This is a genomic window from Mesorhizobium sp. M7D.F.Ca.US.004.03.1.1 (assembly GCF_003998635.1).
GTDB classification, from domain to species: domain Bacteria; phylum Pseudomonadota; class Alphaproteobacteria; order Rhizobiales; family Rhizobiaceae; genus Mesorhizobium; species Mesorhizobium loti.
Window position 1 is genome coordinate 1 of record NZ_RZQG01000067.1, and the last position, 13,669, is coordinate 13,669.

Below are 13,669 nucleotides of genomic sequence, written 5' to 3' on the forward strand. Positions count from 1 at the left end.
GCGTTCATGCGGCTGACGATGCGGATCTATCTTGCCCGAAATCAGCACCTTGCCGGTCGAGCAAGTCAAGCAACTCTGCGGTTGGAACATGCCGGGGCGTGATGCGCTTGGCCGCCGCGATCCTGTCGGAACTGCTTGGCGACGTTCTGCTCGATCTCGACGCAAAAGTCGCCGATCTCGACCTCGGCACGCGTCAGGCAGCGGTCATCGCGCGCTCGCTGCTGCTGCAGCCGAAGCTTCTGATCCTCGACGAGGCAACCGCTGCCCTCGACATCTCGACGCGCGACCGACTGTTCGCCGCCATTCGCCGCCGTGTCGACACCGGACTGTCGGTGCTGTTCATCACCCACAAGATGGACGAGATATCAGCCCTCTCTGACGAGGTGACGGTGCTGCGTTCGGGCGAGACGGTGGCGACATTGCCCATCGCCGAGGCGAACCCTGCGCGTTTGCTGGAACTGATGTCGGGCCGGCTGGAGGCGGTGCTGCGGCCTCGCGAAACCGGTACAGCGACCGGCACTGTTCGGCTGACCGCATCCGGCATCGGGCTCGCGATCCATGCCAACCCCGTCGATCTGCTGGTCCGGTCCGGTGAAATCCTCGGCCTCGCAGGCCTCGAGGGCCACGGCGCCGATCTGTTCGCACAGATCGTCGGTGGTGTGCGCACGCCGTTGGCCGGCGCCGTTCGCGGCGAGACCGGGGACGTGATTCGCGGTCAGGCCGATTTCGTCGGTCACGGCGTCGCCTACGTGCCGCGCGACCGCAAACTGGAAGGCATCTTCGCGCCGCTATCGATCGCCGATAATTTCTCGATTTCGACACTCGACCGCTACACGCGTTTCGGGCTCGTCGACGAGGCCAGGGTGGCGGCGGAACGCGCACCGTTGTTTGCGCGGCTGGGCGTCAAGTTCGGCGCGCTTGGCCATGCCATCACCAGCCTCAGCGGCGGCAACCAGCAGAAGGTGATACTGGCGCGCACGCTGGCGCAGAAGCCGCGCGTGTTGGTGCTCAACGATCCGACACGCGGCGTCGATCTGGCGACCAAGCAGGATATCTACGCGTTGCTTCTGGAGCAGGCAGCGGCCGGGATTTCGGTGGTCATTCATTCGACCGAAATCGAGGAGCTGCTGGCGCTGTGCCACCGCGTGGCGATCTTCCACAATGCCACCCTATACAGCGTTCTCGACCGCGACGGTCTCACACGCGAGACTTTGATCGCCGGCCTGTTCGGACGTGAACCATGAGCGGCAGGGCCTCGAAAATCTGGCGCGATCCGACTGTCTTTGCCGGGCTGCTGTTTACCGTCCTGCTGATCGCCAGCATTGCGCAAGATCCGATCATCCTATCGCCACGCTTTCTCGCCGGCTCGGTTAGTGTCGCCATGCCGCTGCTGATCGGTGCCATGGCCGTCACCCCTGCCATCTTATCGGGCGGCGGCGGCATGGACCTTTCGGTCGGACCGCTGATGGGCTTCATCAACGTGCTGGTCGTCACCGCCCTGATCCCCGCCGGTCTTGGCGATTGGTGGAGTGCCGTGCCGCTGCTGCTGGCGGTTGGCCTCGCGGTTGGCGCCGCCAATGGCTGGCTGGTCGCGGTGGTGCGGCTGCAACCGATCGTGGCGACGCTCGGCACCTATCTTGTGCTCGCCGGCGTCAATCTCTGGCTGCTGCCCAGTCCGCTCGGGCCGGTGCCGCCGTGGTTTGCCGCGCTGTCGCGTTCGATCAGCGGTGTTCCCGGTCCGCTGCTGTTCGTCGTGGGCCCCGTTCTGGTCTGGTTCCTGCTCGGCCGCACGCCCTTCCTGAAGACGCTGCTTGCCGTCGGCGGTGACGATCGCGTCGCCTATTCGGCCGGTATCGACGTAACGCGCGTGCGCATCATCGCCTATGCGCTGTGCGGATTGTTTTCGGCCTGCGCCGGCATTGCGCTGACCTCGCTGATCCAGTCTGCAGATGCCAATGTCGGCGCTCCCTTCACCTTGCAGGTCATCACGGCGGCGGCCCTGGGCGGCATCAGCTTGGCGGGCGGTCGCGGCAGCATGTGGGGCAGCGCCTTCGGTGCGTTGTCGCTATTCCTGATCCAGAACCTGCTCACCAACTACGGCGTCTCGGTGTTCTGGCAGCAGGTCGTGTTCGGCCTGACACTGATCGCAGCTTTGATCCTCAACGCGGGACTGACGCGATTTTCGAACAGTCGGGGAGGCGCGCGATGATCAGCTTCTGGCATAGCTTCAAGCAGACACTGTGGCCGCAGGTGGTGGCACTGGTCGCACTCTATGCCATCGGCATGCTGACCATCAGCGGCTTCGGCGGCTGGCGCAGCATCCTGGCCATGCTGGTGCTGGCCTCCTTCATAGGCATTGCCGCCGCCGGTCAGACAGCGGTCGCGTTGCTCGGCGGCATCGACCTTGCCATTCCCGGTTTCATCGCCTTCGCCAATGTCGCGACAGCCGAGTTTACCGGCAATGGCTGGCCGTTCCCAGTCACAGCTTTGGCCATCCTGCTGGTCAGCGCCGTCCTCGGGGCCTTGAACGGATTTGCGTCACGTGCGCTGAAGCTCAATCCGCTCATCGTCACGCTGGGCGTCAGCGCTGTGATCATGGGCGCCATACTGGCGTGGACGGGCGGGCAGCCGACCGGATACGCCCCGAAATGGCTCAACCAGTTCGTCGCACCGTCGGGCACCACCTTTGGCCTGCCAATCCCGCCTGTTCTCGTTTTCTGGGCCGTGCTGTCGCTGGGTATGATCGTCATCCTGCGTCGCACCCCGTTCGGCAAACGCATCTATGCCAGTGGCGCCAGCCTGCCGGCGGCGCGGTTGGCGCAGGTCCCAACGATCCGGGTCTGGGTGTTGACTTTCGCACTGAGCGCCGTACTCGCCGCCGTCACCGGCATCCTGCTCGCCGGCTTCAGCACGCAAGGCGATCCGCGCATTTCGACGCCCTATCTGTTCAACACCATTGCCAGCGTCGTCATTGGCGGCACCTCATTGATCGGTGCGCGGGGCGGCTATGGCCGCACCATCCTCGGCGCCATCATCCTGACCGAGATCACCACGGTCCTGGTCGCCAACAATTTCAGCGCCGCGATCCAGCAGGCTCTGCTTGGCGTGGTTATCCTGCTTGTGGTGGCGACATACGGGCGTGAACAGTCCGTGGCGGCACGCCTATGATCAGGCACTCAATTGGTGTGGAGACTGGCGCGCTGGTCGGCCCACAGTTCAAGCCACAATTGGCAGCGATCGCCCCTGATAAGCGCACCCGACGCCTCGACCGCGACATTGCGGTTGTCGAAGGTAGTTCGGGTCAGACGCATCGCGGGCTGCTCTACGCCGACGTCGAGCAATGCGGCCTGTTCGCGGGTGATCAGCACCGGCGCCAACGTTTCGCGGGCGCGTACAAGCTGGGTACCGTATTCTCTCGCCAGCACGTCGTAGAGCGAGCGCGCGCCGAAATCGTAGCGGTCGAGACCAGGATAGCGGCTGCTGATCAAGGTAGAGGTCTCCAGGGCATAGGGGTCACCGTCGACAAAGCGCAGCCGTTCGAGCCGCAGCACCTCGTCGGCCAGGTCACAGCCGAGCGCGGCCGCCTCGGCGCGGTCGGGCGTCGTCAGCTTCCTGCTGATGACGCGTGTCGACACGAGCCGGCCGTCGGCCTTCAGCGCCTCGGAAATGCTGAAGAAGCCGAGCAGCGAGGATTCGATCGCCGCCTTGGCGACGAACGTGCCTTGCCCCTGGTTGCGGACCACGAGCTTGCGCGAGGAAAGCTCCGCCAGCGCCTGTCTAGCGGTGATACGGCTGACGCCATAAATCTCGCAAAGCTCGCGTTCGGGCGGCAACTGGTGCCCCGGCGGGAAGTCACCGGATTGGATCTTTGCTTCCAGAAGCCGGGCAATTCGTTTGTAGTTGGGCTCGCTGGCCAATCCAAAAGCCTCTCGAATCTACCTTGTGGTCATGACATTATGACACCGCTGAACTTTTTGCCAGCGGCAGGGAGGGTTTCGTGAGTGTTTCGCCGGCGGTGTTGGGGCTTGACCTGGGCACCCAGTCGACCAAGGCAGCTCTGGTTGCGCTTGACGGGCGCCCGCTCGGTTCGCACGCGGTCGCCGTCGATTTCCAGCGGCCACAGCCAGGATGGGGCGAGCAGTCGCCCGACCTGCTGTTGCAATCGGCCTTGACTGCCATCAAAGCGCTGACAGACCGCTTTCCGCAGACCGACATCATTGGCGTTGGCATTGCAGCGCAGATGGGCGGCGTCATCGGTGTCGCCGAGAATTTCGAAGCTGTCACCCCGCACGAAATGTGGCTCGACACCAGGGCCGATGCTGACAGAGAGGAACTGCTGGCCGCCCATGGCCCGGAGATTCTGGCCAAGAACGGCATCATTCCGTTCGTCACGCCGCGTGTCAGGCGATGGCTCCGACTCGACCCCGATCTGGAAAAGCGGCTGGTGCGCGTCGTGGCGCCTGCCGGCTATCTGGTTGGCAGGCTGACCGGCGCAGCGGCGCATGAAGCTGTGTGCGACCGCACGCAAGCCAATCTGTTCGGCTGCTTCGACGTCGCGGCCAACAAATGGGATGTTGACCTTGCCGAGCGCTGCGGCCTGCCGGCGCGTCTGCTTCCCCGCATCGCCGATCCGTTCGAGATCGCCGGTCGCATCTCGGCTGAAATCGCCGCGCTTTGCGGCCTCACGGCCGGCACGCCGGTGGCTGCCGGCATGGGCGACGGCACGGGCGGCTGGCTGGCGGCCGGCGGCGTCGAACCCGGCATCTGTATCGACACCAGCGGCTCGTCGGCGCATTTCGCGGTCACCGTCGACCGTTTCGTCACCGATCCGGACGGGCTGTTGTCATGCATGCCCTCGGCAGCACCGGGGCGGTTCTATCTGCTTGGCTTCACCACCAGCACTGGCCTTGCCCACCGCTGGCTGCGCGAGACGTTCGGCAAGTCCTATGAGGAGCTTGAAGTGCTGGCCGCGCAAACGCCGCGCGGCAGCAACGGCATATTGGCCGTGCCGCATTTCAATGGCAGGGTCAGTCCCTTCGAGGCCTCGATCAAGGGCGCCTTCATCGGCTTCGACGACAAGACCGGGCCTGGCGATTTCTATCGCGCTTTGCTGGAAGCAAGTGCTTTTGAACTGAATGGCTGGCTCAGTGCGGCGCGCCGGCTGGCACCCGATGTCGCGCTGTCGACGGTGGTCAATGTCGGCGGAGGCGCGCGCAACGGGCTGTGGAACCGCATCAAGGCCGATGTGACAGGGCTCAGCCTGTGGACCGCACAGTCCGAGGTCAACGCGGCGCGTGGCGCCGCCCTTGCCGCCAGCATCGCCGTCGGAGCGACCGGGCTTGCGGACACAAAATGGTTTTCGCCTGATTATCTCGCTGTCGAGCGTTTCGACTCTGACGCCGCTGGCCACGCAGCCTACGCGCCGTCCAGCGAGAGCTACCAAACCCTAACCGAACAGCTTCTGCCCGTTTATCGCACCTTGCAGAAGCTGCGCCAGGCCAAGAGAGAACCGTCATGATCGAATGGAGCAAGCTCACCGACCCCGAAATCGGCGCCCTCGACCGCAACCTTCCGGTGATCCTGCCAGTGGGGCTCATCGAGGCCCACGGCGCCCATCTGGAAAGCGGTTTCGACACCTATTCGGCCGAGTATTTCTCGCGCCGGCTGTGCCAGGAGACCGGCGCCATCCTGCTGCCGGCCATTCCTTACGGTTTCGCCGACACGAACTGGGAGTACGTCAGCACGCTCGGCGTCAAGGCCGAGACGCTCGGCATGGTGATAGGCGACATCTGCATGCTGCTTTGCCACCATGGTTTCAAGAAGATCATCGTCTTGTCTGGCCATGGCGGCAACGGCATCGGTGCCACGCTCGGCTTCCAGCGCGCCTGGGAGAAATACCCCGACATGCAGCCGGCGCACTGGTGCTATTTCCTGACCGGCGGCGTGCCGATGAGCCATGCAGACGAGAAAGAGACTTCGCTGGCAATCGCCATAGGCGGCCTCGTTCACATGGAGCGCGCCGAGGATTTTGTGCTGAAGAAGCCATGGCACGAGGCCTATTCGCGCAAGTCGCTGGCCCCACACAGCGGTGGCATGAACGGCAAGGCGACACTGGCGACGAAGGAGATGGGCGAGGACATCCTCAACCGCATCATGCCGGTGCTGGTCGACAAGTTGAAGGCCATCATCGCCGGGTAGGAGTCCCTGCGGTGCTGAAACGAGCCGACCTGGAGCGAGGCGCCGCAGGAGTCGAAAGTGGCTTCAGGACGCCGGTTTTGCATGGGCCTGCAGCGCGAGCGCAACCGCGAGGGATGGAAGCCGACCTTCCAGTGAAGCGATGAACCGCCGGGTTTTTGGAACATTAGCACTTTCAGATTAGTTCAGTTCGTGCTCGGATGTTGTCACTGGCATCCGTCGCAGGCTGGGTAGGTCAAAGCCTCAGCCGGCCCGCGTCACTGGTCCCTTCATGGCGCGGGCTTTGATCGACCAGGGAAACAAACAAGCCAGCCGCGACTTACCGGTGCCAAGCCTGACGGTCCTTGTGATCCACGGTCTGCTTGGTGCAAGGGAAAATCATCATCGACCATCTGGAGAACGCGACCATCGACGGTGAAATCGTGTACTCAACGAGGCCGGTCAGAGGGGGCGACGGAGCCGCGCATTTCCCAACGGTGACGCCTGGGCTTGGAACAGGTTTATCGGATCGGATGAGGAGACCCAGACGCAAATCCCGTAGGCCTTCACCAAAGAGATCAACAGAGCAGTTGGAATAGACAAACGGTGCATGGCTGGGCTGGGCCTCTTTGTTGCAGACCTTCGACCGGCGGCGGGGGCAACGGGTTCCGCGTCGCCGCCAAACCAGAAGATGTTGCGGCAGCCTGTGAGGGAGCAACCGAAGCGGCATCGAATCGATGCCTGAAGAAGGCTTGTCCTGTGTTGAGAGCGAACGCAGCCTTCTCGCAGTTACACGAGAAGCCAGCCGCTCCGTGCTTGCCGAAGAATTGACAATGAAGCCATCCATAACTCCAGGGTATGGACATCTCCACTTTATTTGCACTGATCCTGGCGATCGCCGTCATCTAAGGTGACCCTAATAATAAGGGAACTGCCTGGGTCAAGACCGCTGGGTCGGGGCGAGCGGGCCAGCGTTGGGCGCTATTGCCGACCTGACTTGACTGCGTCGAACAACCCGCCGTGAGCCAAGGTATATGTCTTCTAGGTAGCAGGTGGCTTCCGGACGTAGGAATCCGATGGGCGGAGCTGGCTACTGTGTCCAGGGCGAAGGACCAAATATGACGGATCGAGGATACGAGAAGTCTGGAGCAGGTGCAAATGTCGTGCGCCTGGTCGAGGGGCCTGCCATCGCCGGCGCGCCGAAGCGCCCCTTGATCCAGCTTGACAACCTTAGCAAGCGCTATGGCGGCCATACAGTCCTCGAGGGCATTGATCTCGAGGTTATGTCTGGAGAGGTCGTTGCCATTATAGGGCCGAGCGGCTCCGGCAAGAGCACGCTGCTCCGTTGCATCAACTATCTTGAACCGCCGGATGGTGGCCTTGTCACCATCGGCGACATCACCCTCAGCGCCGCGATACCAGCTTCTTCGACCGAGCTTGCGAGGTTGCGCCGCTCCGTTGGTATGGTGTTCCAGTCATTCAATCTCTTTCCCCATATGACGGTGCTCAGAAACATCAGCCTCGCGCAGGAGCGAGTGCTCGGGCGTAGCCGCAAGGAAGCTGAAGAGCGCTCGATGCAGCTGCTGAAACGCGTTGGACTTGGGGACAAAGCCGGGCAATATCCCGCCCGCTGCTCCGGCGGCCAGCAGCAGCGTGTCGCGATCGCCAGATCGCTGGCACTCGACCCTCAAGTTATGCTCTTCGACGAACCGACGTCGGCGCTCGACCCGGAACTTGGTCTCGAAGTGCTGGCAGTCATGCGCGAGCTTGCCGAGACCGGCATGACGATGATCGTTGTCACTCACGAGATGAGCTTTGCTGAAAACGTGTCCGACACGGTCATGATCATGGCCGATGGCAGGATCGTCGAAAAAGGTCCCTCCACTGAGGTCATGCGCAATCCGCAGCACGAGCGCACGAAACGGTTCCTTCGTGCGGTTCACGACCGATGAGTGCCGCCGACCTGTTGCCGATCCTGCGCGGTTTGCCCTGGACGCTCGGCCTGACCCTTGGGGCCTTCCTGATCGGCGCGCTTCTCGGAATGCCGCTTCTCGCCGCCCGCCAGAGCCGCTCGGTACCACTGCGGGGGCTTTCAATGACAATCATCCAGATCGTGCGTGGCATCCCGCCAATCCTGTGGCTGTTTATCGTCTTCTTCGGCCTTGGAACGGGCTATCTTCCGATCAGCCCATTCGGCGCGGCAGTCGCCAGCCTCGGCCTGATCTCTGCCGCCAACATGGCGGAAATCTATCGTGGAGCGCTTGCCTCAATCCATCCTGGCCAATGGGAAGCCTCTTCCGCCCTCAATCTCGGACGCTGGTCTACTCTCGTCGATATCGTCGCGCCACAGACGTTTCGCGTCGCACTCCCCTCCGCGGCGAGCTACCTTATTGGCCTGATGAAAGAAACCGCGGTCGCCTCCACCATCGGCGTCACCGAACTCACCTTTTACGGCAATCAGCAGTCGCAGCTGACTTTCCGCGGTCTGGAAGTCTTCGCCGTGGTCGGTCTGATCTATGTGCTGATCAGTCTGCCGGTCGCATGGCTTTCCCGTATTGCTGACAGCTATCTGCAGGCGAAGGTGGCCCGCTGATGTTCCCGTCCTCCGATGAACTTGCGGCTTGGATGCCGGACCTGCTTGCCGGCCTGTCGATAAGCCTGCAAGTCACGACCTTCAGCCTGTTGTTCGGCATTCCCTTTGGGCTCTTGCTCGCCCTTGGCGTACTGGCGAAGAGGAAGTCCGTGAAAGCTGCTTCGCTGTTCCTCGTGGAGGTCGGCCGCGGCGCACCGGCGCTTGTGTTGCTGCAGTTCATCTACTTTGGATTGCCATCCGCCGGCCTGGCGCTGGAATCCTTTGCGGCTGCTGTCATAGCGCTCACCTGGAACACCGGCGCCTATACCAGCGAGATCATCCGCGCCAGCCTGCAGTCCATCCCGGACGGCCAGCGCGAGGCCGCTCTGTCGATAGGGCTCAATCGGCTCGACACGCTGCGGTACGTCTTGTTGCCGCAAGGCTTGCGCGTCGCGCTTCCCGCACTCCTTGGTTTCTCCATCTTGATCTTTCAGGGGACGTCGCTCTGCTTCACGATTGCTCTGCCGGAGCTCGTCAGCCGCGCCTACGAAATTGGATCGAACACATTCCGCTACTTTCCGGTGCTGCTCACAGCCGGCGCCCTCTACGCCTTCATCTCCATCCCCGCCGCCCTGATCGTCAGCTATCTCGAAAGGCGGGCGGGTTCGTATGCTCTTCGCTAGATCTTCACAAGGAAAGGATCCTACCAGCATGGCCTACTCACTGAAGAACGCAGTCCGCCTTTTTCTCACCGGCATCACAGGTACCCTTGCCTTCGGCCAGGCAGCCTTCGCTCAGGACTGCACGCCAAAGCACAAGTTCGCGACGGTTTCGACAGGCTCATTGACCGTTGCCGTCACCACCCTGGTTCCCCACTCCTACCTCGAAGCGAATGGCAACTTGAAGGGTATTGATGGCGATATCGCCAACGAGTTCGCCAAGCGGGAATGCCTGACCGTCAAGGCGATTGCTGTCGATCCGGCGGCCGCCATTCAATACGTCCTTTCAGGACAGGCCGACATAACTGTCGGTGATTGGTATCGCACCGCTGAGCGCGCAAAAGTCATGAACCTCTCTGGTCCTCTCTATACCGATCAGATGGGCATCTATTCGAAAGAGGGCCTGACGAAGCTTGCCGATCTGGGCGAAAAGCGTGTCGGTACCGTGCAGGGCTACCTCTGGGTCAGCGACCTGAAGGCGATGCTCGGCTCCAAGCTCAAGCTCTATCCGAACTCGGTGAACTTGCAGCAGGACCTCCTGTCAGGCCGCATCGACGTTGCCTTCGATGGCTACTCGACCGGTGTCGTCGCGCAAAAGAGCGGCGCTCTGAAGGATATCCAGGTCAAGGTCACAGTTCCGGACGAACGCGTGAAGGCGACGAAAGAGGCAGCTCAGGCGGCTTTCCCCTATGCTTCCGCCGCCAAGGATTTCGGTGCCGCGCTCGACGCTGACATCGAAGCCATGCATGCCGACGGAACGATCGTGACGATTATCAAGTCCTATGGCCTGGACGGTACGGCTGCCGACACGGGTGCGCCGCGTCTCATCCACTGAGAAATAAATCTGGGTCAAATCTTCCGCCCCGCTTTTGGCGGGGCGGAAAACTCGAAACAAGAAGAATTGCGGAGACAAAACGATGGCTGTCCACTCAGTCACTCGCAAGACCCAGTCGTGGTATGGTGAATCGATCGGCATTCTAATTCTTGATGCTGCCTATCCATGCGTACCAGGCAATGTTGGCAACGCGACGACCTATCAATTTCCGGTCCGCTACCAGGAAGTGCGAGGCGCCACAAGCGAGCGGCTCATAAACCAGCGCGACCCCGCGCTGTGCGAGGTTTTCGTGGAGGCTGCCCTGGAATTGCAGAGCCGTGGTGTCAAAGCGATCACCGGCGCGTGTGGGTTCATGGCATACTTCCAGAGGGAAGTAGCCGCTGCCGTCGACATTCCGGTTTTTCTCTCAAGCATCATGCAGGTTCCCTTCATGCACGCGTTCTCTGGCGGCACCGTCGGCATTATCGCCGCCAATGGAGCTTGTCTGACGCCCCATCATTTCGAGTCATGCAACGTTCCGGGCAACATCCCGATAGCGGTTGCCGGCATGGAAGCGCAGACCGAATTCCGTGAGGCGATCCTTGATGAGAAAGGCACGCTCGATTCCGCCGCGATCGAACGCGAGGTCACCGAAGTTGCCCGCAAGCTCGTGAAGGACAACCCCGATGTTCGCTCGATCCTGCTCGAATGCAGCGATCTGCCGCCCTACGCTCACGCGGTTCAGGCGGCAACCGGGCGCCCGGTCTTCGATTTCATCACCATGATCAACCACGTGCAGCAGAGTGTCACCCGCAAGGCCTACTCCGGCCACATGTAAGAACAAGCAAGATCGGCCGGACGCCAAACAGGAATGCCATCCATGTCTGCTGATCACTACTATCTCCTCGGCCGTTCGGGCTTGCGGGTGAGCCGTATCGCGCTTGGAACGATGACCTTCGGCAATGGTGGCATACGCGGTCTCGGCGGCTCCTGGGGGTCCGATGAGACCGCCGCACGTGCGATCTTCGATCGATACCTCGATTGCGGCGGCAATTTCATCGACACAGCCGATTCCTACGCAGCAGGCATGAGCGAAACGCTGGTCGGCAAATTCGTGAGCGAAGCAGCTGCGCGCGATCGCGTGGTCATCACCACCAAGTTCTCGAACTGCCTTGAACCAGGCAACCCGAACGCAGGTGGCAACGGCCGCAAGAACCTGATGCGCGCCGTCGATGCCTCGCTGCGCCGATTGAAGACCGACTATATCGACCTGTTTCTCCTGCACACTTGGGATCGTATGACTCCGGTCGAGGAAGTCATGCGGTCCTTCGACGATCTGGTACGGGCCGGTAAGATCCGCTACGCCGGGCTCTCCGACGTGCCGGGCTGGTATGCGGCGCGCGCCCAGACCTGGGCGGAAGCACATGCTCTGACGCCGCTGATCAGCTTACAACTTCCCTATTCACTTGCGGAGCGTAGCATCGAGAACGAGTTCGTGCCGCTAGCGCAGGCGCTGGGCCTTGGCATCACCGCCTGGAGCCCGCTCGCCATGGGTCTGCTTTCCGGCAAGTATCATACTGGCCGGCAGACTCCCGGGCGTCTTGCCCTCGATGCCTCCGGCAACGGTCTTGGCTTCTTCACCGAACGCAACGTTCGGATCGTGGAAGTCCTCAAACAGGTCTCGACTGAAATAGGCCGTAGCATGGCACAGGTGGCACTGAACTGGGTGGTCGCCCGTCCGGGTATAGGTGCCGCCATTATCGGAGCAAGCCGTATCGGGCAGCTTGACGACAACCTATCATCGCTCGACTTTGAGATCCCCGAACCGTTGCGCAAGCAACTCGACGCGGCCAGTGCCGTCGAGCCTGTCTATCCCTATTCGCTTTTCGCCGATGACTATCAGGCAGGCATCCTCAACGCCGGCGCGTCAGTCGGCGACAAGCCCCGCGGTTACTACAGCGAGACCTTTCTGCCGAAGGTTTCCGACTATGTGATCGGTCGGCCGAAGAGTTGACCGGTTCGGCAAATAAGCTAGGTGGCAATCAAGGCGTCGGCATCCTGCTCAAGAAGCCAATCACGGAACAGCTCCGCGCCCCGCTTCGGGGGACGCTGTGCCGGCATGACGATATGGATGCTTTGGCCGGACCGATAGTTCAAGCGAATTGGGCAAACAAGCCGCCCCGCCCGGATATGGTCGTGCACCAGATGCTTCCACCCAAGTGCGACCCCCTGTCCAAGCACAGCTGCCTCAATTGTGCTCAGGGCGTCAGTGAAGACGAAGCCCTGCGTTAGCCTGGTGACGGGGACATCGTTGCGCTCCAACCATTCCCGCCAGCCCATACGTGAACGGTGGCGCTCCTCGCAATGCAGCAGCGCGTGATTGACGAGTTCGACCGGCAGATGGATCGGTCCATGCTCCTTGAGATAAGCCGGGCTACATACCGGCCCTACCTCTTCAGTTGCAAAATGCCAGGCATGGACCCCTGGCCATTTGCCAGTGCCAAGCCGCGCCGACAGATCAATATCCTCCTCCATGAGGTCCTGATCGTCGCGACCGCTTTCCTCGATGCGAAGGGCGACATCCGGATATTGCGCCTTGAAATCATTCAATCGTGGCAGCAGCCATAGCTGCACGAAAGAAGCGGAGAAAGAAACGCGGACGATATCCTTCGAATGCTTCTGCCTGAGCGCTGAGATCACCATGTGCAGGTGGTCGAACGCCTCCTGCGTTTCCTTATAGAGCCGCCGGCCTTCGGCAGTGAGTTCCAGGCGTGCATGCTCGCGCCGGAAAAGCTTCAGTCCAGTTGCATCCTCCAAGAGCCGAATCGTCTTGCTTACAGCAGGCTGACTTATGTTCAACTCTTCGGCGGCCGCCGTAAAACTCTGCCGTCGGGCGGCGGCTTCGAACACGAAAAGATAGTTGGCCGAAGGCACGAGGGACCGAAGTCGATGCATAAATCCAGGTTATGCCTCGGGGCATTTTTTAGCAAGATCACAAGCACCGTCGGGCTTTGTAAGGTGACAGGAATTTCACAAAGAGGATACTCTTCTCATGCAAAGTCATGCTCGAGCCGTAGTTGTCGGCGGCGGCTGCGTAGGCGCGGCCATTCTCTACGGTCTGACAAAACGCGGCTGGACGGACGTCGCGCTGCTGGAGCGCACGCAACTGACGGCCGGCTCCACCTGGCACGCCGCCGGTCTTATCCCGTCCTACGCGCGCAGCATCAACATCGGCCGGATGATCAAGAAGACAATCGAGATCTACGAGGACCTCGAAGCGGAGACTGGCCAGCATGTCGGCTGGCACAAATGCGGTCAGCTGCGCATTGCCAACACGCGTGACCGGTTCGACGAGTACAAGAGCTACATGAGCGTCGCCGAGGTTCAAGG

General features: G+C 61.7%; 14 protein-coding genes. 12 read left to right on the forward strand and 2 right to left on the reverse strand.

From position 1 onward, the window contains the following. The first annotated feature begins 101 nt into the window (after nucleotides 1-101). Genes EN935_RS06740 through EN935_RS06750 form a run of 3 tightly spaced genes read left to right on the forward strand, consistent with a single transcriptional unit; the run spans nucleotide 102 to nucleotide 3,168 of the window. A complete protein-coding gene (locus tag EN935_RS06740) occupies nucleotides 102-1,244 on the forward strand; it encodes an ATP-binding cassette domain-containing protein (protein ID WP_245488885.1) in 1,143 nt (380 codons plus the stop codon). Then, complete coding sequence (locus tag EN935_RS06745) at nucleotides 1,241-2,209, forward strand: ABC transporter permease (protein WP_127263929.1); 969 nt, start codon at nucleotides 1,241-1,243, stop codon at nucleotides 2,207-2,209. Before EN935_RS06740 ends, EN935_RS06745 begins: the two co-directional genes overlap by 4 nt. After that, a complete protein-coding gene (locus tag EN935_RS06750; protein WP_127263931.1) occupies nucleotides 2,206-3,168 on the forward strand; it encodes an ABC transporter permease in 963 nt (320 codons plus the stop codon). The genes EN935_RS06745 and EN935_RS06750 overlap by 4 nt, the downstream gene beginning before the upstream one ends. An 8-nt stretch (nucleotides 3,169-3,176) precedes the next feature. On the opposite strand, the gene EN935_RS06755 is transcribed toward EN935_RS06750, so the two are convergent. Further along, nucleotides 3,177-3,917: a GntR family transcriptional regulator gene (locus EN935_RS06755; protein ID WP_127263933.1), complete on the reverse strand. Its 741-nt coding sequence runs from the start codon at nucleotides 3,915-3,917 to the stop codon at nucleotides 3,177-3,179. Between the two features lie 80 nt (nucleotides 3,918-3,997). On the opposite strand from EN935_RS06755, the gene EN935_RS06760 reads away from it, so the two are divergent. The 8 genes from EN935_RS06760 (at nucleotide 3,998) to EN935_RS06800 (ending at nucleotide 12,293) form a co-directional block, all read left to right on the forward strand. After that, the gene (locus EN935_RS06760) at nucleotides 3,998-5,518 is read left to right on the forward strand and encodes an FGGY family carbohydrate kinase (RefSeq protein ID WP_127263935.1); all 1,521 of its coding nucleotides are present in this window, start codon (nucleotides 3,998-4,000) and stop codon (nucleotides 5,516-5,518) included. Beyond that, a complete protein-coding gene (locus EN935_RS06765) occupies nucleotides 5,515-6,198 on the forward strand; it encodes a creatininase family protein (protein WP_127263937.1) in 684 nt (227 codons plus the stop codon). The genes EN935_RS06760 and EN935_RS06765 overlap by 4 nt, the downstream gene beginning before the upstream one ends. Nucleotides 6,199-7,343: 1,145 nt before the next feature. Further along, on the forward strand, nucleotides 7,344-8,126 hold the full coding sequence (locus tag EN935_RS06775) for an amino acid ABC transporter ATP-binding protein (protein WP_281040315.1): 783 nt from the start codon (nucleotides 7,344-7,346) through the stop codon (nucleotides 8,124-8,126). Next, on the forward strand, nucleotides 8,123-8,767 hold the full coding sequence (locus EN935_RS06780; protein ID WP_109669857.1) for an amino acid ABC transporter permease: 645 nt from the start codon (nucleotides 8,123-8,125) through the stop codon (nucleotides 8,765-8,767). The genes EN935_RS06775 and EN935_RS06780 overlap by 4 nt, the downstream gene beginning before the upstream one ends. A 32-nt stretch (nucleotides 8,768-8,799) precedes the next feature. After that, nucleotides 8,800-9,429: an amino acid ABC transporter permease gene (locus tag EN935_RS06785; protein WP_281040316.1), complete on the forward strand. Its 630-nt coding sequence runs from the start codon at nucleotides 8,800-8,802 to the stop codon at nucleotides 9,427-9,429. Nucleotides 9,430-9,457: 28 nt separating this feature from the next. Further along, nucleotides 9,458-10,300: a transporter substrate-binding domain-containing protein gene (locus tag EN935_RS06790; RefSeq protein WP_127263943.1), complete on the forward strand. Its 843-nt coding sequence runs from the start codon at nucleotides 9,458-9,460 to the stop codon at nucleotides 10,298-10,300. An 82-nt stretch (nucleotides 10,301-10,382) separates the two neighbouring features. Then, nucleotides 10,383-11,117 carry an aspartate/glutamate racemase family protein gene (locus EN935_RS06795; RefSeq protein WP_109669855.1) on the forward strand — a complete coding sequence of 245 codons (735 nt, stop codon included), beginning with the start codon at nucleotides 10,383-10,385 and terminating at the stop codon, nucleotides 11,115-11,117. Nucleotides 11,118-11,159: 42 nt separating this feature from the next. Beyond that, on the forward strand, nucleotides 11,160-12,293 hold the full coding sequence (locus tag EN935_RS06800) for an aldo/keto reductase (protein ID WP_127263945.1): 1,134 nt from the start codon (nucleotides 11,160-11,162) through the stop codon (nucleotides 12,291-12,293). Between the two features lie 17 nt (nucleotides 12,294-12,310). On the opposite strand, the gene EN935_RS06805 is transcribed toward EN935_RS06800, so the two are convergent. Then, the gene (locus EN935_RS06805; protein WP_245468837.1) at nucleotides 12,311-13,189 is read right to left on the reverse strand and encodes a LysR substrate-binding domain-containing protein; all 879 of its coding nucleotides are present in this window, start codon (nucleotides 13,187-13,189) and stop codon (nucleotides 12,311-12,313) included. A gap of 142 nt (nucleotides 13,190-13,331) precedes the next feature. Here EN935_RS06805 and EN935_RS06810 point away from each other — a divergent pair. After that, on the forward strand, nucleotides 13,332-13,669 hold a 338-nt coding region (locus tag EN935_RS06810; protein ID WP_164771031.1), incomplete at its 3' end, for an FAD-dependent oxidoreductase.

Coding starts and splice junctions, on each gene's coding strand:
- EN935_RS06795 (WP_109669855.1), top strand. CDS start 10,383: ATGGCTGTCCACTCAGTCACTCGCAAGACCCAGTCGTGGTATGGTGAA.
- EN935_RS06780 (WP_109669857.1), top strand. CDS start 8,123: ATGAGTGCCGCCGACCTGTTGCCGATCCTGCGCGGTTTGCCCTGGACG.
- EN935_RS06740 (WP_245488885.1), top strand. CDS start 102: ATGCGCTTGGCCGCCGCGATCCTGTCGGAACTGCTTGGCGACGTTCTG.
- EN935_RS06765 (WP_127263937.1), top strand. CDS start 5,515: ATGATCGAATGGAGCAAGCTCACCGACCCCGAAATCGGCGCCCTCGAC.
- EN935_RS06790 (WP_127263943.1), top strand. CDS start 9,458: ATGGCCTACTCACTGAAGAACGCAGTCCGCCTTTTTCTCACCGGCATC.
- EN935_RS06785 (WP_281040316.1), top strand. CDS start 8,800: ATGCCGGACCTGCTTGCCGGCCTGTCGATAAGCCTGCAAGTCACGACC.
- EN935_RS06800 (WP_127263945.1), top strand. CDS start 11,160: ATGTCTGCTGATCACTACTATCTCCTCGGCCGTTCGGGCTTGCGGGTG.
- EN935_RS06745 (WP_127263929.1), top strand. CDS start 1,241: ATGAGCGGCAGGGCCTCGAAAATCTGGCGCGATCCGACTGTCTTTGCC.
- EN935_RS06750 (WP_127263931.1), top strand. CDS start 2,206: ATGATCAGCTTCTGGCATAGCTTCAAGCAGACACTGTGGCCGCAGGTG.